The sequence below is a fragment of the Streptomyces sp. NPDC059373 genome, from assembly GCF_042751495.1.
Lineage (GTDB): Bacteria > Actinomycetota > Actinomycetes > Streptomycetales > Streptomycetaceae > Actinacidiphila.
Genome location: NZ_JBHYXC010000026.1, coordinates 17,491 through 34,722, shown reverse-complemented (window position 1 = coordinate 34,722; position 17,232 = coordinate 17,491). Strand labels below are relative to the sequence as shown.

At 69.4% G+C, this 17,232-nt stretch carries 15 protein-coding genes and 1 riboswitch; of the genes, 9 read left to right on the top strand and 6 right to left on the bottom strand.

Translation table 11 applies throughout. The features are described 5' to 3' along the window. Window positions 1-33: 33 nt before the first annotated feature. Entirely contained in the window at window positions 34-1,011 is a 978-nt protein-coding gene (locus ACFXJ5_RS28445) for a spirocyclase AveC family protein (protein WP_384636987.1), read from the top strand. Between the two features lie 107 nt (window positions 1,012-1,118). Continuing rightward, window positions 1,119-1,319 carry a DUF5988 family protein gene (locus ACFXJ5_RS28440; RefSeq protein WP_384636984.1) on the top strand — a complete coding sequence of 67 codons (201 nt, stop codon included), beginning with the start codon at window positions 1,119-1,121 and terminating at the stop codon, window positions 1,317-1,319. A gap of 566 nt (window positions 1,320-1,885) precedes the next feature. Here ACFXJ5_RS28440 and ACFXJ5_RS28435 read toward each other — a convergent pair. The 4 genes from ACFXJ5_RS28435 to gcvT form a co-directional block, all read right to left on the bottom strand. Beyond that, complete coding sequence (locus ACFXJ5_RS28435; RefSeq protein WP_384636981.1) at window positions 1,886-3,253, bottom strand: L-serine ammonia-lyase; 1,368 nt, start codon at window positions 3,251-3,253, stop codon at window positions 1,886-1,888. Between the two features lie 72 nt (window positions 3,254-3,325). Beyond that, window positions 3,326-4,600, bottom strand: coding sequence for a serine hydroxymethyltransferase (gene glyA, locus ACFXJ5_RS28430; RefSeq protein ID WP_384636978.1), 1,275 nt, complete (start codon window positions 4,598-4,600; stop codon window positions 3,326-3,328). 29 nt (window positions 4,601-4,629) lie between these two features. Further along, window positions 4,630-5,007 (bottom strand): glycine cleavage system protein GcvH, encoded by a 378-nt coding sequence (gcvH, locus tag ACFXJ5_RS28425; protein WP_384636975.1) that lies wholly within the window; start codon window positions 5,005-5,007, stop codon window positions 4,630-4,632. A gap of 54 nt (window positions 5,008-5,061) precedes the next feature. Then, window positions 5,062-6,174 carry a glycine cleavage system aminomethyltransferase GcvT gene (gene gcvT / locus ACFXJ5_RS28420; protein ID WP_384637169.1) on the bottom strand — a complete coding sequence of 371 codons (1,113 nt, stop codon included), beginning with the start codon at window positions 6,172-6,174 and terminating at the stop codon, window positions 5,062-5,064. A gap of 155 nt (window positions 6,175-6,329) precedes the next feature. Further along, window positions 6,330-6,427, bottom strand: a riboswitch (glycine riboswitch). Between the two features lie 209 nt (window positions 6,428-6,636). Between gcvT and ACFXJ5_RS28415 the strand changes: the two genes are divergently transcribed. After that, a complete protein-coding gene (locus ACFXJ5_RS28415; protein ID WP_384636972.1) occupies window positions 6,637-7,254 on the top strand; it encodes an AAA family ATPase in 618 nt (205 codons plus the stop codon). A gap of 29 nt (window positions 7,255-7,283) precedes the next feature. On the opposite strand, the gene ACFXJ5_RS28410 is transcribed toward ACFXJ5_RS28415, so the two are convergent. Then, a complete protein-coding gene (locus tag ACFXJ5_RS28410) occupies window positions 7,284-8,264 on the bottom strand; it encodes a hypothetical protein (RefSeq protein WP_384636969.1) in 981 nt (326 codons plus the stop codon). Window positions 8,265-8,449: 185 nt separating this feature from the next. Here ACFXJ5_RS28410 and ACFXJ5_RS28405 point away from each other — a divergent pair, with 185 nt between their 5' ends. Next, a complete protein-coding gene (locus tag ACFXJ5_RS28405) occupies window positions 8,450-9,223 on the top strand; it encodes an enhanced serine sensitivity protein SseB (RefSeq protein WP_384636966.1) in 774 nt (257 codons plus the stop codon). 70 nt (window positions 9,224-9,293) lie between these two features. Then, window positions 9,294-10,076: an enhanced serine sensitivity protein SseB C-terminal domain-containing protein gene (locus tag ACFXJ5_RS28400; protein ID WP_384636964.1), complete on the top strand. Its 783-nt coding sequence runs from the start codon at window positions 9,294-9,296 to the stop codon at window positions 10,074-10,076. Between the two features lie 336 nt (window positions 10,077-10,412). Here the strand turns inward: ACFXJ5_RS28400 and ACFXJ5_RS28395 are convergent, their stop codons facing one another. Then, on the bottom strand, window positions 10,413-11,933 hold the full coding sequence (locus ACFXJ5_RS28395; RefSeq protein WP_384636961.1) for a DUF885 family protein: 1,521 nt from the start codon (window positions 11,931-11,933) through the stop codon (window positions 10,413-10,415). A gap of 273 nt (window positions 11,934-12,206) precedes the next feature. Between ACFXJ5_RS28395 and ACFXJ5_RS28390 the strand changes: the two genes are divergently transcribed. The 4 genes from ACFXJ5_RS28390 to ACFXJ5_RS28375 all read left to right on the top strand — a co-directional run bounded on the left by ACFXJ5_RS28390 (window position 12,207) and on the right by ACFXJ5_RS28375 (window position 17,231). Next, the gene (locus ACFXJ5_RS28390; protein WP_384636959.1) at window positions 12,207-13,205 is read left to right on the top strand and encodes an ABC transporter permease; all 999 of its coding nucleotides are present in this window, start codon (window positions 12,207-12,209) and stop codon (window positions 13,203-13,205) included. Between the two features lie 54 nt (window positions 13,206-13,259). Further along, complete coding sequence (locus tag ACFXJ5_RS28385; protein ID WP_384636956.1) at window positions 13,260-15,014, top strand: ABC transporter substrate-binding protein; 1,755 nt, start codon at window positions 13,260-13,262, stop codon at window positions 15,012-15,014. A 103-nt stretch (window positions 15,015-15,117) separates the two neighbouring features. Next, a complete protein-coding gene (locus ACFXJ5_RS28380) occupies window positions 15,118-16,128 on the top strand; it encodes an ABC transporter permease (RefSeq protein WP_384636953.1) in 1,011 nt (336 codons plus the stop codon). Between the two features lie 47 nt (window positions 16,129-16,175). Next, entirely contained in the window at window positions 16,176-17,231 is a 1,056-nt protein-coding gene (locus tag ACFXJ5_RS28375) for an ABC transporter ATP-binding protein (protein ID WP_384637166.1), read from the top strand. The last annotated feature ends 1 nt before the right edge of the window (window position 17,232 follow it).

Below are 17,232 nucleotides of genomic sequence, written 5' to 3'. Positions count from 1 at the left end.
GAAGCCGCGACAGGAGTTGGGAAGGGGACAGGAATGACGGTGCGTCATAACTACCAGGACACCGCTGCGGAGCACGTGATCAGAAAGCGGTTGCTCGCCCCTGGACGGGTGTTCGCGGTGCTCGGCTTGCTGTTCCTCGGCATGCAGGCATGGACGCTGGCTCACTGGGCCGCACGGGGTGGGTGGAAGATCACGTACACCCGCCCTCCATCGCTGCCGGACCTGACTGCGGTGACGGTCCGGATCACCGAAGTGGTGATCCTCCTCGCGGTCATAGGGTGCGCGGTCATCGCCGCGCGCGAGTGGCGGCGTTTGGGCCGTCCCGGCTTCGATACGACGATCTTTCTCGGCTGGCTCCTGACCATGTGGCTGGACGTCTTCTGCGGACGTGCCTTGCAGTGGAACCCGTACGTGTTCCACTGGGACACCTGGCTCACGGATGTCCCCTTCCTCGGCAACGCCATGTACTACGGCGACGAGTTCGCCACAGTGATCTCGCCCGGCGGGCTGGACTACGCCGCGATGATGCTCCCCATCCTCATCGTCGACCGCGTGACCCGGCGGCTCTTCCACAGTCGGCCCGACTGGGGAGCGGCGCGGCGTTTCGGGGTGCTCTTTCTGGCTAGTTTCCTGATCCAGGGAATGGTCGAGATAGCGCTCATCATGGCGGGCACCTACTCGATGGACATGTACGCGGAGTGGGTGCAGGCGCTTTCGCTCTGGGGCGGGCACTGGTACCAGATCGCACCGCTGGACACCCTCATCCTCGGCGGTCTGTGCACCGCCCCGCTAGCCCTCATGCGACAGACGTGGCAGGCGGGCGGCACACCGCTCATCTACCGGGGACTGACGCAGATTCCCGGAGCGAAGGGCTCGGCGGTACGGGTCATGGCCGGTGTCGGCTGGGTCAGCACAACCATCGCCGTCTGGATGTTGGCGGAGAACCTGATGGCGATCGACGGGGTGCCCGTGAGCGATCTCCCCGCGTACCTCGCTCTCGTCTCCCCCTGACAGGGACCGCACGACCAGCCTCGATATTCCGTGACCGTCCGCCGGTTCGTTTCGGTTGTCCGGAGTGAACCCGACTCTCCTCAGCACATACGACAGGAGCGATGACCATGTACGACATTCTGCTCAAGGGTGGACCGGCAGCCTTGGAAGGGGTGCGGTCGGCCGAGACAGAGGGCCCGCCGGAGCGAGTGATTCTGGCCTACTACGGCCGCCACGAGCACTACGAACTCACCGACGAGACCGTCGAGATCGACGGCTGCCGTCTGCCTGTCCTCCGGTGGACCTACAGCACGGCGATCGCCGAATAGGGCCCGACGATGCCGGACGCACCGCGCCGGCGCGAGAGCCGCCGGGACGCAGTCCGGCCCCCTACTCCTCATCCGCACATGACAACTCCCCGCGTCGGCACGGCAGCTGTGCGCCCCAGGCAGCCCCTGCCGCGCCTCACCCGAGAACGCCGGGACACAGGCGGCCGAAGGGGCCGACTGCCCCCGCGAGGACGAAGTGCGGCAACGCCCCGGGGCATGGCGCAGCCGTAGGTGCCGGGTTTGTATCCCCAGGCGGCGCCGTGGAGGACCCCAGAGGTCTGGCCGCACGTCGCGGATAACCCTGACCCGCACCGGAGGTGCGGGTCATCACGTTGCCGATGTCTGCTCCGCGATGAGCCGCCGGGCGGCTTTGGCCGAGGGACATTCGCCCTTGAGCAGGTGCCGCCAACCCCCGGACCAGACGCCCATTCGCGAGGGATTTCCCAGGGACTTTTCAGGGACTTTCAGCTCTGTCCGAGGGACTTTCCAGGGACTTTTCGCGGTGCAAGCAGGGAAGGCCCTGACAGCCCCGAAAGAGACGAAGCCGCAGACCAGCGTGTGTTCCGTCAGCACTCGATGACGTTGACCGCGAGTCCTCCGCGCGAGGTCTCCTTGTACTTGACCTTCATGTCGGCGCCGGTCTCCTTCATGGTCTTGATGACCTTGTCGAGGGAGACGTGGTGGCGTCCGTCGCCGCGCATGGCCATGCGGGCGGCGGTGACGGCCTTGACGGCGGCCATGCCGTTGCGTTCGATGCAGGGGATCTGGACGAGGCCGCCGACGGGGTCGCAGGTGAGGCCGAGGTTGTGTTCCATGCCGATTTCGGCGGCGTTCTCGACTTTTTCGGGGGAGCCGCCGAGGACTTCGGCGAGGCCGCCGGCGGCCATGGAGCAGGCGGAGCCGACTTCGCCCTGGCAGCCGACTTCGGCGCCGGAGATGGAGGCGTTCTCCTTGAAGAGCATGCCGATGGCGCCGGCGGCGAGGAGGAAGCGGACGACGCCGTCGTCATCGGCGCCAGGGACGAAGTTGACGTAGTAGTGGAGGACGGCGGGGATGATGCCGGCGGCGCCGTTGGTGGGGGCGGTGACGACGCGGCCGCCGGCGGCGTTCTCCTCGTTGACGGCCATCGCGTAGAGGGTGATCCACTCCATGGCGTGGGCGAGGGCGTCGCCTTCGGAGCGGAGCTGGCGGGCAGAGTTGGCGGCGCGGCGGCGGACCTTCAGTCCTCCGGGGAGGATGCCTTCGCGGGACATGCCGCGGGCGACGCAGGCCTGCATGACGCCCCAGATCTCGAGGAGGCCTCCGCGGATCTCGGTCTCGGTGCGCCAGGACTTCTCGTTCTCCAGCATGAGGCCGGAGATGGACAGGCCGGTGTCGTGGGAGAGCCGCAGCAGCTCGTCGCCGGTGCGGAAGGGGTACTTCAGGACGGTGTCGTCGAGCTTGATGCGGTCCTCGCCGACCGCGTCCTCGTCGACGACGAAGCCGCCGCCGACGGAGTAGTACGTCTTCTCCAGCAGGGGTGCGCCGTCGGTGTCGTACGCGAAGAGGGTCATGCCGTTGGCGTGGTACGGCAGGGAGCGGCGGCGGTGGAGGATGAGCTGGGACGACTCGTCGAATTCGATCTCATGGGTGCCCAGGAGGTTGAGCCGCCGGGAGGTACGGATTCGCTCGACCTCGGCGTCGGCGTTCTCGACGTCGACCGTGCGGGGGGAGTTGCCCTCCAGGCCGAGGAGGACGGCTTTGGGGGTGCCGTGGCCGTGGCCGGTGGCGCCGAGGGAGCCGAAGAGCTCGGCGCGGACGGAGGTGACGTGCGCCAGCAGGCCCTCGTTCTTGAGGCGGCGGGCGAATATGCGGGCGGCGCGCATGGGGCCCACGGTGTGGGAGCTGGACGGGCCTATGCCGATCGAGAAGAGGTCGAAGACCGAGATGGCCACGGGTGACTCCCTGGGTGGGGTTGGTGGGGGCGCCGGGAACGGGACCGGGCCGCCCCCACCGGGACGTACGTATTACTTCTTGAGGCCGGGGTAGAGCGGGTGCTTCGCCGCGAGGGCGGAGACCCGGGCACCGAGCGCCTTGGACTGGTCGGCGTCGAAGCCGGGCTTGAGGGCCTCGGCGATGATGTCGGCGACCTCGCGGAAGTCCTCGGCGGTGAAGCCGCGGGTGGCAAGGGCGGGGGTGCCGATGCGCAGGCCCGAGGTGACCATCGGGGGACGGGGGTCGTTCGGGATGGCGTTGCGGTTGACGGTGATGCCGACCTCGTGGAGACGGTCCTCCGCCTGCTGGCCGTCGAGCTCGCTGTTGCGGAGGTCGACCAGGACGAGGTGCACGTCCGTGCCGCCCGACAGCACCGAGACGCCCGCCTCGGTCAGGTCCGGCTGGACCAGACGCTCGGCGAGGATCTTGGCGCCTTCGAGGGTACGGACCTGGCGGTCCTTGAAGTCGTCGGACGCCGCGACCTTGAAGGCGACCGCCTTCGCCGCGATGACGTGCTCCAGCGGGCCGCCCTGCTGGCCGGGGAAGACCGCGGAGTTGATCTTCTTGGCCAGCTCGGCCTTGGAGAGGATGACACCGCCGCGCGGGCCGCCGAGCGTCTTGTGGGTCGTGGTGGTCACCACGTCCGCGTACGGGACGGGGGAGGGGTGCAGACCCGCCGCCACCAGGCCCGCGAAGTGCGCCATGTCGACCATCAGGTAGGCGCCGACCTCGTCCGCGATGCGGCGGAAGGCGGCGAAGTCGAGCTGGCGCGGATAGGCGGACCAGCCGGCGACGATCAGCTTGGGCTGGTTCTCCTTGGCGAGGCGCTCGACCTCCTCCATGTCGACCAGACCGGTCTCGGCGTCCACGTGGTAGGGCACCACGTTGTAGAGCTTGCCGGAGAAGTTGATCTTCATGCCGTGGGTGAGGTGCCCGCCGTGGGCGAGGCTCAGGCCCAGGATCGTGTCACCGGGGGAGAGCAGCGCGAACATCGCGGCGGCGTTGGCCTGCGCGCCCGAGTGCGGCTGTACGTTGGCGTGCTCGGCGCCGAAGAGCGCCTTGACGCGGTCGATGGCGAGCTGCTCGACGACGTCGACGTGCTCGCAGCCACCGTAGTAGCGGCGGCCGGGGTAGCCCTCCGCGTACTTGTTGGTGAGCACTGAGCCCTGGGCCTCGAGCACCGCGACCGGGGCGAAGTTCTCGGAGGCGATCATTTCCAGGGTGGACTGCTGGCGGTCGAGCTCGGCGTCGACGGCGGCGGCGACGTCGGGGTCGAGTTCGTGCAAGGAGCTGTTGAGGAGAGACATCAGTATCCCGATCTGGTTCCTACGTCAGGTCAGTTGCCGGTGAAGGAGGCGTACTCGTCGGCGGAGAGCAGGTCGTCCGGCTCCTCGCCGACCTTCACCTTGAAGAGCCAGCCGCCCTCGAAGGGGGCGGAGTTCACCAGTGCCGGGTCGTCCACGACGTCCTGGTTGACCTCGGTGACCTCGCCGGTGACCGGCGCGTACAGGTCGCTGACCGACTTGGTCGACTCCAGCTCACCGCAGGTGTCGCCCGCGGTGACCGTGGAGCCGACCTCCGGGAGCTGGACGTACACGACATCGCCGAGCGCGTCGGCGGCGTGCGAAGTGATGCCCACGGTGGAGACTCCCGCCTCGGCGGCGGAGACCCACTCGTGCTCCTTGCTGTAGCGCAGCTGCTGGGGGTTGCTCATGACCTGATTCTCCTGGATGCGGTGGTGTGCTCGTGAAAGGGGTGTTGAGGGGTTTCAGCGGGCGCGCTTGTAGAAGGGAAGCGCGACGACCTCGTACGGCTCATGCGTACCGCGGATGTCGACTCCCACGCCCTCGGTGCCCGGCGCCGCGTGCTCGGCGTCCACGTACGCGATGGCGATCGGCTTGCCCAGGGTCGGGGACGGCGCGCCGGAGGTGACCTCGCCGATGACCTTGCCGTCGGCGACGACGGGGTAGCCCGCCCGGGGGACCCGGCGGCCCTCGGCGACCAGGCCGACCAGCTTGCGGACGGGCCGGTCGGCGGCGGCCCGGAGCGCCTCGCGGCCCACGAAGTCACCGGGCTTGTCGAACTTCACGACCCGGCCGAGCCCGGCGTCGAAGGGGGTGAGCGCGGCCGTCAGCTCGTGCCCGTACAGCGGCATCCCCGCCTCCAGCCGCAGCGTGTCCCGGCACGACAGCCCGCACGGCACGAGGCCCACCGGCGAACCCGCCTCGGTGATCGCCTGCCACAGCTTCTCGGCGTCGGCCGGGGCCACGAAGAGCTCGAAGCCGTCCTCGCCGGTGTAGCCCGTGCGGGCGATCAGCGCCGGGACGCCGGCCACGGTGCCGGGCAGCCCGGCGTAGTACTTCAGCCCGTCCAGGTCGGCATCGGTCAGCGAGGCCAGGATCCCCGGCGACTCCGGGCCCTGGACCGCGATCAGCGCGTACGCGTCCCGGTCGTCCCGTACGTCCGCCTCGAAGCCGGCCGCCCGGGCGGTGACCGCATCGAGCACCACCTGGGCGTTGGAGGCGTTGGCGACGACCATGAACTCGGACTCGTCCAGCCGGTAGACGATCAGGTCGTCCAGGATGCCGCCGTCCTCCTGGCAGATCATGGTGTAGCGGGCCCGGCCGGCCGCGAGCGCGGAGATGTGGCCGACGAGTGCGTGGTCCAGGGCCTGCCCGGCCTGCGGGCCGGTGACCGTGATCTCGCCCATGTGGGAGAGGTCGAAGAGCCCGGCCCGGGTGCGTACGGCGTTGTGCTCGTCGCGCTCGCTGCCGTAGCGCAGCGGCATGTCCCAGCCGGCGAAGTCGGTCATCGTGGCGCCGAGCGCGCGGTGCAGCGCGTCGAGCGCGGTACGGCGGGGGGCGGCAGGCGTCGGCGTCATCATCGGACGGGGCTCCCAGAAGGCAGGCGTGGCGAGGACTCCTCCCCATCTGTCATCGGAACCTGAGAGGTTCACCTGGACCCCTGACGGGGACCGAGGTTTGCACCTTGGGTGGGGCAGCGCACCGCGAGGGGCTGCCCGCTTTTCAGATGTGCCTCGTCCGCGCGGTAACTGTGCCTGAGAGATTCAAGGGAGGACTTGCTCCTTCGGCGCCCTTCCGGTCACCCGGTCGGGGCTCTCCCGCGCGGCCTCGAACGGCCTGTATGAGATTGAGCGGCCATCATTGCACGCGCTCCGGGTCTTGTCGCGATCGTGTCCCGGCGGGGTCCCGGCCCCGTCCCGATCACGACGCGCTCATAGGAAGCTGTTGGTCTCCCCATTACCCTTTCTTGAAGATATGGGACGGGGAGGGCGATCGCTGTGCCGGTGGGTCTGAGCGGTTCGTACGCGACAGCGAGGGGCGTGGCCGCACCCCGGCGGGCGGTTCGGGTCCCGGCACGGACCAGGCCCGGGCGGCTGACCGACCTGCGCGGACTCGCCGTCCGGACGCTCAGCTACCCCGCCGGCGACGTGCTCGTCGTGTCCGGCCTGCCCGGCGGCGGCAAGAGCACCCTGATGCGGCGCGCGAAGGACGCCCGGCTGATCGACTCGCAGGACGTACGGCTGCGTTGGGCGGCGCGGCTGCCGCGGCGGCTGCCCTACACCGTCTACCGCCCGCTGGTGCGGATCGCGCACTACGCCGGGATGCGGCGGGCACTGCGCTCGGGGGACAGCGTGGTCGTCCACGACTGCGGAACGCTGCCGTGGGTACGGAACTGGCTCGCCCGGCAGGCCGCAGTGCGCGGCCGGGGCATGCATCTGCTGGTGCTCGACGTGACCGAGGAGGCCGCCCGGGACGGGCAGCGCTCACGCGGGCGCGGGGTGTCGGCGTACGCGATGGCCAGGCATCGCAGGGCCACGCGGCGGCTGGTGGCGGCGGCGCGGGCCGGGAAGCTGCCGGCTGCGTGCGTGTCGGCGGTACTGCTGGATCGCGCCGCGGCCCGGGCGCTCGGTGCCATCGCGTTCGACTGCGAAGGCTGAGCGGCCCGGGCCACGGTGCGGGATTTCTTTCAGCCGGTGCTCTCGGCGGTCTCCGCGATCTGCGGCGCGTTGAGCTGCGGGGCAACCGCGGGAGCCGCAGGGGCCTGCGGGTCCGCCGCCGGAGCCTGCGGGGCGGCCGGAGCCTGCTGGTCCTGCGGGGCCTGAGGAGCCTGGGGGGCTTCCGGGGCCTGCGGGGTGACGGCGTTCTCCGGGGCGTTGGGCTGGTCCGGGGCCTGCGGGGCCTGCGGAGCAGCCGGGACCTCGGGGGCCTGCGGGGCGTTGGGGGCGCTCTGCTGGTTCGGGTCGTTGTCCAGCGCGATCGGCAGCTGTACCGGCAGCACGCCGGCCAGCAGCGTCGTCAGGATGGTCGGGACGGAGGTCGTCAGCGAGGTCAGGTCCCCAAGGATCTTGGGAACGAGGGCCGTGACCTTGGCGGTGTCCTTGTTGCCCACCGCCGCCACCAGTTCGGTGACGTCCGTGGTCAGGGTCTTCAGCTGGTCGTTGACCTTCGCCAACGCGTCGTCGATGGGGGTGGCGTCGCGGTGGCCAAGACCCTTGGTCGCCTCGGCCGGCTTGTCCGCGGGCTTGTCCGCCGGCATGGCGGGCAGGTCAGCGGCGGGCTTGTCGGCCGCCGGCTTGTCCGCCGGCATGGCAGGCATGTCAGCCGCGGGCTTGTCAGCCGCCGGCTTGGCGGTCGCCGCCTGGCCGAGGCTTGTCGTCAGCTGGTCGGCGGCCGTCTTGAGGCTGCGCTGCAGCTCCTGGAGCTTGCCGACGTCCGGAGCCTGGGCCATTGCCTCCTGGCTCAGCTTGGCCCCGTAGGTCAGCGTGTCACCCAGTTTGGCGATGACGTCCGCCGCCGGGGTGGCCGCGGACGCCGCGCCCGTGTCCGCGACGACGCTGACGCGGGTCGGAGCGTGGACGGTTGCCCCGGCGATCCCGGCGACTCCGAGGGTGAGCGACCCGGCGAGCGATGCAGCTATGGCCGTGGCAGCGAGATTGCTGATACGCATGTCCGTGTTTCTCCCAAAAGGTCGGGGTTCGGTGCTTTCCTGACCCATCCTTGGAAGATGATGTGACTTAACGCAACCTGACCGTCGCTATCCGTGTCCATCAGGGTTACCCGAGCGGGTCGACAGAGGCGGTTTCCCGATAGGGTTTCCGTACAAGCAGCAGGTACGTCGGCAGGTGGGTAGTCATGGAGATTCCGGCGCAGCGCATACCGGAGGCCCCGCCGGGCTACGGCGGCTGGCCCGCCAACGAGCTCGAAGAGGTGCTGTCCGCCGCCATGGGCGACCCCGGCGCGACCGCGCGGGTGATGGAGGTCCTCGGCCGCTCCCACGTGTGGGTGCCGCTGCCGAACGGCGGCGGCCCGGACAGCGCGGACCTCGACCTCGCCACGATCGAGCTGGACGGCATGGTCTACGTACCGGTCTTCAGCTCCGAGCAGCAGTTCCTGCAGGCCGCCAACGGGATGTCCTTCACCGTGGCACCGGTGCGGGAGTTCGCGCGCGGACTGCCGCCGCAGATCGGCATCGCCGTCAACCCCGGGGGCGCGGTGGGGATCCCGCTGCCGCCGGCCGCCGTGATGGAGCTGTGCCGTACGGATCGTATGGACCGGGCCCCCGGGTCGCCGACCGGCGCGCGGGTGCGGCTGTGGGAGCCGGGGCTGGACGAGGAGCCGGTGGAGTTCCTGGCCGTGGCGGCGGGGGAGTTCGCGGTCACCCCGGTCGTGCTCAGTGCCCGGCGCGCGCTCGCCAGCGTCGAGGGCGACCCGCCCGCCCTCTTCATCGGCGTCGAGCTCGACCGCTGGCAGGAGGAGGACCGCACCGAGGCGATGACCGCGCTCGGGCGTGCCCTCGGCGCGGTGCCGGTGCCGTGGCCGGTCAACCTGGTACTTCTCGACATCGCCCAGGACCCGGTCGGCGACTGGATGCTGGAGCGGGTACAGCCCTTCTTCACGCGAGACTGAGGGCGCATAACCTGGTTTGATGAGCCCCGACAGGGCTTCGGAGCGAGCTTGAGAGAAAAGGCGGGTCCACGTGAGCGCGGGCGCGGGAGGGGTCGGCCTGGAGCATGTGCTCCGGCAGGTGACCCCCGGCAGATACGACGCCTACGAAGACCTGCTCCGGACATTCGCCGACAGCCGGATCTGGATGCTGCTCTGGCAGGGTGCGCCGGGCACGGCCGAGGCGCAGTACGGCAACATGGAGGTCGCCGGCTACGGCTACGCGCCCTGCGTGACCTCCCCGCAGGAGCTGTCCGCCAGCGGCTGGGCCCGGGCCCACGAGGTTGTCTCCGGCCGCGACATCGCCGCCTCCCTCTTCCCCGACCGCTGGGGCCTCTGGCTCAACCCGCACGCCCCCGGCGGCGGCGTCGGCATCCCCTGGCTCGACCTTCGGCGCATCGCGGCCGGCCTCGACCGCCTCCCCGCGGGGCCCCTCACCATCACCGAGCCCGCCCTCCAGATCCCCCAGTACTACGCCCTGCTCGTCCGGCACGCCCACCGCACCCCCGTCGTACGCGCCTTGCGGCGGGCCTGGGTCCAGCCCGCGCTCGGCGAGCCGTACCTCGCGATCGGGCTGGACATGTACGACGCCGGGCCCGCCGCGGTCGAATCGGTCCGCGTGATGATGCAGCAGTCCATCGCCGGCGTCCCCCAGGGCCTGCCGGTCTCCACCGTCGCCATGGCCGACGAGTACGACCCCGTCGCCATGTGGATGCGGGTGCGGGCACAGCCCTTCTACGACCGCGACGCCCAGGGCTCCGCCCCTGCGCCGGGCGGCGCAGCGTGGGGCTGGGGCACCAGCCCTGCGGGGCGCTGACCCAATTCGTCGGCCGCGGCGCCGTTGCGCCTGCGGCGGGCTTTTCCCACCCGTGCGGCTGTGTTCTTCGGCTGATGTGGCCCCGTGGCACTGACTCCCCGTCCGCGTCTGCCGGCAGACGCCGGTGGGGAGTTCCCCCACCCCGCCCCTTCCCGAAACCAGGGGCGCTGCCCCTGGACCCCGGACGCGTGCGTTCTTCAGCGCGGGTCCGTGGCCGGGTTGTGCCAGCTTCCCCCAAAGCTTCCTTTGGGAGGTGCCCCCACCCCCAGCCTTCGGCCGGGGGGACCCTCACCTCGCTTCGCTCGCCTTGCGGAACGTACTCCCACAACCCGGTGGTCAGGAGTCGCGAAGCGCAGCGCCCAGCAGCCCCAACGGCGGGCTGCCGAGGTGGAGGAGGGCGCCGTGGAAGCGCTCGAGGGAGAAGTCGGGGCCCCAGGCGTGGCGGGCGCGGTCGCGGAGGCGGAGGATTTCGAGCTTGCCCCAGGTGTAGCGGCCGTAGCCCGCGTCGAACGTGCCGCGGCGGGCTTCGGACGCGGCGCCGGCGCGGGCGAGGTGGGCGTCGCGCATGAAGAGGGCGGTGGCGTCGTCGAGGGAGAGGGCGCCGGTGTGCAGCCCGATGGCGCAGGACAGCCGGGTCACCCGGACGAGCGCTTCGAGGGCGACGCCGATCGCGAAGCGGGGGTCGCGGCTGCGGAAGCCCTCCTCGAGGCAGACCTCTTCGACGTAGTGGGCCCACCCCTCGCAGAAGGAGAGGGAGTGCAGCACGCGCCGTACCTCGGTCGGCGCGTGGCGCAGGGCGCGGCCGTGGGCGAAGTGGCCCGGGGCGACCTCGTGGACGGTGATCGCGGGGAGGCTGGTGCGGCTGAAGACGGAGAGCCACTCCTCGCGTTCGTCCTCGGGCCAGTCGGGGTCGGGCGGGGTGACGTGGTACCAGGAGGCGGAGTCGGGTTCGCCGGGGGCGGCCCAGGTCATCATGGCCATGGACCAGCGGCGGGAGGGCGGGGCGGGGCCGACGAGGCAGTCGCCGTCGAGCCAGGGGACGAGCCGCTTCTTGCGGGTGAACTCGATGACCTCGTCGGTGAGCCGGGCGGCCTCGGGGATCACGCCCTCCGCGGCGGGGTGGTCGGCGAGGAGTTCGGGGATGAGCTGGTCGACGGTTCGGGTGGGGTCGAGCCGGGCACAGGAGTCGGTCAACAGCTCGGTGAGCCGGGTGCGTTCACGGTCGGCCTCGTCGGCCAGCGCGGACAGGTCGACCCGCATGCCCTCCTGGCTCCCCATCAGGGCCGCCAGGGCCTCGCCGCCGAGCCGGGGGTCGGGGTCACCGGTCTCGGCGGCCCGGGCGATGTGGGCGACCAGCCGGCCGTGCGCCTCCAGGGCGGCGACCGCTTCGGGCTGGTGGTCCGGGTCCAGCTCGGAGGCCAGCCCCTGTACGGCGCCCAGCAGCGCGGCGGCGACGGGCGCGCTGACCCGGTCGAGTGAGGCGATGGCGGCGTCGACGGCGTCCGGCCACTGCAGCAGATGGCGGCGGCGGGCCTCCTCGCGCTCCTCGCGGGGCGCGTACTCGCGGTCGTACGAGGTCAGCTCGAGGTTGGACAGGTGCGGATACGGATCGCGCCGGTGCAGCTCCAGCTCGCCGTACTGGATCTTGAGGGTGTCCTCGAAGACCGACAGATGGGCCTCGTCGTGGGGGTCGGGCAGCGCCTCGCCGGCCCGCCGGGCGTGGGCGAGCGCGGAGAGTCCTCGGCGTACGCCGTCGGGGGAGAGGTCCTGCACCTGGCCGTCGTAGTCGTGCAGCCCTGCCATCTCCCGGACCAGGGGAACCATGAGGTCGCACACCGCGCGGAGCCGATCATCCATGCACTGACGGTAGCGATTCCGGGCCCTGCAAGGCGATCGGATGAGAGTCAGTCAACGCGCGTAACAACAAGGTAATAACGGACCATGATTCACCACATCACGGTTGCGCATCCATTCGATGTGAGGACTGGTGTGTGATCGGTATGTCGATGAAGACTCACGGCGCAAGGGCAACGGCCCGCACCGCACTAAGTGCACCTGTACGAATGATGTGAGCCGCTACCGCGGCGGGCGCGCGCCGGTCACCCACTGGCGAGAGGGGTCAGCTTCACCATGACCGCACCGATCGAGGCCACCGCTTCGCAGACCGAAGCGCCGCCGGAGGCTGTGCTCAGCGGGGTAAAGAAGAGCGAGATCGAGGGTCGTTCTCTCGGCCAGATCGCCTGGATGCGCTTCAAGCGCGACAAGGTAGCGGTCGCCGGTGGCGTCGTCGTCGTGCTGTTGGTGCTCCTGGCGGTGTTGGCGAAGCCGATCGAGTCGATCTTTGGTCTCGACCCGAACGAGTTCCACCAGAATCTGGTCGATCCGGAGCTGCTGGCGCCGAAGGGCGGCTGGGGCGGCATGAGCTGGTCGCACCCGCTGGGCGTCGACCCGCAGTTCGGCCGCGACATGCTCGCCCGCATCATCGAGGGCTCCTGGGTGTCACTGCTGGTGGCGACAGGAGCGACGGTCCTGTCCAATGTCATCGGCACCGTGCTGGGCATCATCGCCGGCTACTACGGCGGCTGGGTGGACAGCGTCATCAGCCGCATGATGGACACCTTCCTGGCCTTCCCGCTGCTGCTGTTCGCGATCTCCATATCGGCCGCGCTCCAGGACGGGGCCTTCGGGCTGACCGGACTGCCGCTGCGTATCTGCGTGCTGATCTTCGTGATCGGTTTCTTCAACTGGCCCTATATGGGCCGGATCGTCCGAGGCCAGACTCTGAGCCTGCGGGAACGCGAATTCGTCGAGGCGTCCCGCAGCCTGGGCGCGCGGGGCCCTTTCATTCTCTTCCGCGAGCTGCTTCCCAACCTGGTGGCGCCGATCCTCGTCTACTCGACGCTGCTGATCCCCACCAACATCCTCTTCGAGGCGGCGCTCAGCTACCTCGGGGTCGGCATCTCGCCGCCGCAGGCCTCGTGGGGAGGAATGCTCACCAGCGCGGTCGACTACTGGCAGATCGACCCCGAGTACATGATCGTGCCCGGCGTGGCGATCTTCATCACAGTCCTGGCCTTCAACCTGCTGGGTGACGGGCTGCGTGACGCCCTCGACCCCCGCAGCAACTGAACTGACCCACCGCAGTAACTGATGTTTCCGCCTAATGAGGGGGCTTTCCTCGGGATGAAGTACAGAAAAGCGACATCCGTGCTTGCGGTTGCCACGGCCTTGGCCCTGGGAGCCACTGCATGCAACGGCTCCAAGAGCAACAACGGCGGTGGCGGATCCTCCGCCAAGTACAACGCCGCGCTCACCTCGGTCGTGAACCAGACGGACAAGAAGGGAGGGACGGTCGCCTACGAGGAGTCGGACGTGCCGGACTCCCTCGACCCCGGCAACACGTACTACGGGTGGGTGCAGAACTTCTCCCGGCTCTACGGGCGGACCCTGACGACCTTCAAGCCCGCCGCGGGCAAGGACGGCCTCACCGTCGTCCCCGACCTGGCCACCGGGCTCGGCAAGTCGAGTGCGGACGCCAAGACCTGGACGTACACGCTCCGCAAGGGCGTGAAGTTCCAGGATGGCAGCACGGTGACGTCCAAGGACGTGAAGTACGCGATCGAGCGCAGCAACTTCGCCCCCGAGGCGCTGTCCGGCGGCCCGACCTACTTCAAGTCGTACCTGGTGGGCGGCGACAAGTACAAGGGTCCCTACACGGACAAGTCGGCCAACGGCATCGCCTCGATCGCGACGCCTGACGACCAGACGATCGTCTTCCACCTGAGCAAGCCGTTCGCCGACTTCGACTACCTGGCGACGTTCTCCCAGACCGCTCCGGTGCAGCAGTCGAAGGACGACGGCGCGAAGTACGTCAACCACATCCAGTCGACCGGTCCCTACAAGTTCTCCTCCTACGAGGACGGCAAGGGCGCCACGCTGGTCCGCAACCCGGAGTGGGACCAGAAGACGGACCCGATCCGCAAGGCGCTGCCGGACAAGATCACGATCAAGTTCAAGGTCAACCCGCTCACGGTTGACAACAACCTGCTGGCCGGCAACACCACGGTCGACGCCGCGGGCGCGGGTGTGCAGACGCAGACCCAGCCGAAGCTGATCACGCAGCCGAAGTACAAGGCCAACTCCGACGACTCCTACGCCGGAGCCACCTCGTACATGGCAGTCGACGCCAAGGTCGCGCCGTTCGACAACATCAACTGCCGCAAGGCCGTCGAATACGCCACCGACAAGACCTCGGTCCAGCAGGCTGCCGGTGGCGCCGTGAAGGGTGACATCGCCACCACGCTGATCCCGCCGTCGGTCAACGGCTACACCAAGTTCGACCAGTACCCGACCGCCGGCAACAAGGGTGATGTGGCCAAGGCGAAGGCCGCGCTGGCGGCCTGCGGTAAGCCCAACGGGTTCACGACCAACATCACCGCCCGCAGCGACCGTCCTGCCGAGATCGCCGAGGCGACAGCGATCCAGAACTCGCTGAAGAAGGTCGGCATCACGGTCAACATCAAGCAGTACCCCTCCGGCAAGTACTTCTCGAACTACGCCGGTGTGCCGAGCTACGTGCACCAGCACAAGCTGGGTCTGATCATGATGGCCTGGGGCGCCGACTGGCCGACCGGCTACGGCTTCCTCGACCAGATCGTCGACGGCAGCGCGATCAAGCCGTCCGGTGGCACCAACATGATGGAACTGAACGACCCGGCCATCAACAAGGCCCTGTCCGACGCCATCGCCAACACCGACGCCACCGCCCGCACCGCGGCTTGGGGCACCATCGACAAGATGGTCCTCGACACGGCGACCGTCGTCCCGCTGATCTACCGCAAGAACCTGCTGTACCGCCCCGCGAACGCCACCAACGTCACAGTGACGCAGGCGTACCTGGGTATGTACGACTACCTGCTGATCGGCTCCTCCAAGTAACAGCGGCGGCAAGCCGACCGAGTTCCTGAAAGGCAGGTGAAGGCTTCGGGTTCCGCCGGGCCGGGTGACCCCCCGGCCCGGCGGCCCCCGGCGCCGCACGGCTGTGACTGCGTACATCATCCGACGCGTGATCGCGGCGATACTGCTGCTGCTGGTGGTCAGCGCAGTCACCTTTGCGATCTTCTTCCTCGTGCCCCGCCTCGGCGGACAGACCACCACCCAGTTGGCGACCCAGTACGTCGGTAAGGACGCCAACCCCGCATCCATCGCGGCGGTCAAGAAGAACCTCGGGTTCGACCTGCCGCTCTACGAGCAGTACTGGCACTTCATCAAGGCCATCGTGATGGGCGCCAACTACAAGTTCGGCCCGGACGCCGCGAGCTGCAGCCGGCCGTGCTTCGGCTACTCCTTCAAGAGCCATGTCGAGGTCTGGCCCGAGCTCAGCTCCCGGATCCCGGTCACGCTGTCACTGGCCGTCGGCGCCGCCGTGATCTGGGTGGTCTCCGGTGTGGCGATCGGCGTGCTCTCGGCGCTCAAGCGGGGCTCGATCTTCGACCGGTTGTCGATGGGATTCGCCCTGGCCGGGGTGTCCCTGCCGATCTTCTTCACCGGCATGCTCGCCCTGTCGCTGTTCAGCTTCCAGTGGGGCATCTGGGACAACCTGCGCTACGTGCCCTTCACCGACAATCCGGCGGAGTGGGCCTGGAACCTGATCCTTCCCTGGTGCAGTCTCGCGTTCCTGTACTCCGCGCTCTACGCCCGGCTGACCCGCGCGGGAATGCTGGAGACGATGAACGAGGACTACATCCGCACCGCACGGGCCAAGGGCCTGCGTGAACGTGCGGTGATCACCAGGCACGGCCTGCGGGCCGCCCTCACTCCGATCGTCACCATCTTCGGCATGGACTTCGGTCTGCTGGTCGGCGGTGCCCTCATCACCGAGCAGGTCTTCTCCCTCCAGGGGCTGGGCGCCTACGCCGTCCAGGCCGTGGTGGACAACGACCTGCCCAAGGTTCTCGGCGTCACCATGGTCGCCGCCTTCTTCATCGTGGTCTGCAACCTGCTCGTGGACCTTGTGTACGCCGCAATCGACCCCCGGGTGAGGTACTCGTGACCAGCGCGGACAAGGAACCGCAGACCGCGACCACGGCGGCCTCCGCGGTGGGTGAGCCGGTGTCCGCCGCGCCACCCGCCGAGGCCGAGGCCTTCCTCGCGGTCCGCGACCTGAAGATCCATTTCGACACCGACGACGGCCTGGTCAAGTCCGTGGACGGACTCTCCTTCGACCTCCAGCCCGGCAAGACCCTCGGCATCGTCGGCGAGTCCGGTTCCGGCAAGTCGGTCACCTCGCTCGGCATCATGGGCCTGCACCGCTCCGCCCGCGCCCGGATATCCGGCGAGGTCTGGCTGGACGGCGAGGAGCTGATCGGCGCCGACCCCGACCGCGTACGACGGCTGCGCGGCCACAAGATGGCGATGATCTTCCAGGACCCGCTGTCGGCGATGCACCCCTACTACACGATCGGCGCCCAGATCGTCGAGGCGTACCGGGTGCACCACCAGGTCTCCAAGGGCGTCGCCCGCAAGCGGGCGGTCGAGATGCTGGACCGGGTGGGGATCCCTGAGCCGGCCAAGCGGTTCTCCGACTATCCGCACCAGTTCTCCGGCGGCATGCGGCAGCGCGCGATGATCGCGATGTCGCTGGTCAACAACCCGGAACTGCTGATCGCGGACGAGCCGACCACGGCGCTCGACGTCACCGTGCAGGCGCAGATCCTCGACCTGATCCGGGATCTCCAGAAGGAGTTCGGCTCGGCGGTCATCATGATCACCCACGACCTCGGCGTCGTGGCCGAACTCGCCGACGACCTGCTGGTGATGTACGCCGGCCGCTGCATCGAGCGCGGTTCCGCCGAGAAGGTCTTCACCGAACCCCAGCACCCCTACACCTGGGGCCTCCTGGGCTCCATGCCACGCATGGACCGTGAGCGCACCGACCGGCTCAACCCGGTCAAGGGCGCCCCGCCCAGCCTGATCAACGTGCCGCCGGGCTGCGCCTTCCACCCGCGCTGCCCGTACGCCGAGCTGACCGAAGGGGCCAGCCAGTCGCTCGTACCGGAGCTGCGCGAGGTTACCGAAGGGCACTTCGCCGCCTGCCACCTCAGCCAGGTGGACCGGGAGCGCATCTGGACCGAAGAGATTGCGCCGAAGCTGTGAC

Excerpts from the sequence above, each read along its gene's own strand:
- ACFXJ5_RS28445 (WP_384636987.1), top strand. The coding sequence starts at position 34 with ATGACGGTGCGTCATAACTACCAGGACACCGCTGCGGAGCACGTGATC.
- ACFXJ5_RS28440 (WP_384636984.1), top strand. The coding sequence starts at position 1,119 with ATGTACGACATTCTGCTCAAGGGTGGACCGGCAGCCTTGGAAGGGGTG.
- glyA (WP_384636978.1), bottom strand. The coding sequence starts at position 4,600 with ATGTCTCTCCTCAACAGCTCCTTGCACGAACTCGACCCCGACGTCGCC.
- gcvH (WP_384636975.1), bottom strand. The coding sequence starts at position 5,007 with ATGAGCAACCCCCAGCAGCTGCGCTACAGCAAGGAGCACGAGTGGGTC.
- gcvT (WP_384637169.1), bottom strand. The coding sequence starts at position 6,174 with ATGACGCCGACGCCTGCCGCCCCCCGCCGTACCGCGCTCGACGCGCTG.
- ACFXJ5_RS28410 (WP_384636969.1), bottom strand. The coding sequence starts at position 8,264 with ATGCGTATCAGCAATCTCGCTGCCACGGCCATAGCTGCATCGCTCGCC.
- ACFXJ5_RS28405 (WP_384636966.1), top strand. The coding sequence starts at position 8,450 with ATGGAGATTCCGGCGCAGCGCATACCGGAGGCCCCGCCGGGCTACGGC.
- ACFXJ5_RS28395 (WP_384636961.1), bottom strand. The coding sequence starts at position 11,933 with ATGGATGATCGGCTCCGCGCGGTGTGCGACCTCATGGTTCCCCTGGTC.
- ACFXJ5_RS28390 (WP_384636959.1), top strand. The coding sequence starts at position 12,207 with ATGACCGCACCGATCGAGGCCACCGCTTCGCAGACCGAAGCGCCGCCG.
- ACFXJ5_RS28385 (WP_384636956.1), top strand. The coding sequence starts at position 13,260 with ATGAAGTACAGAAAAGCGACATCCGTGCTTGCGGTTGCCACGGCCTTG.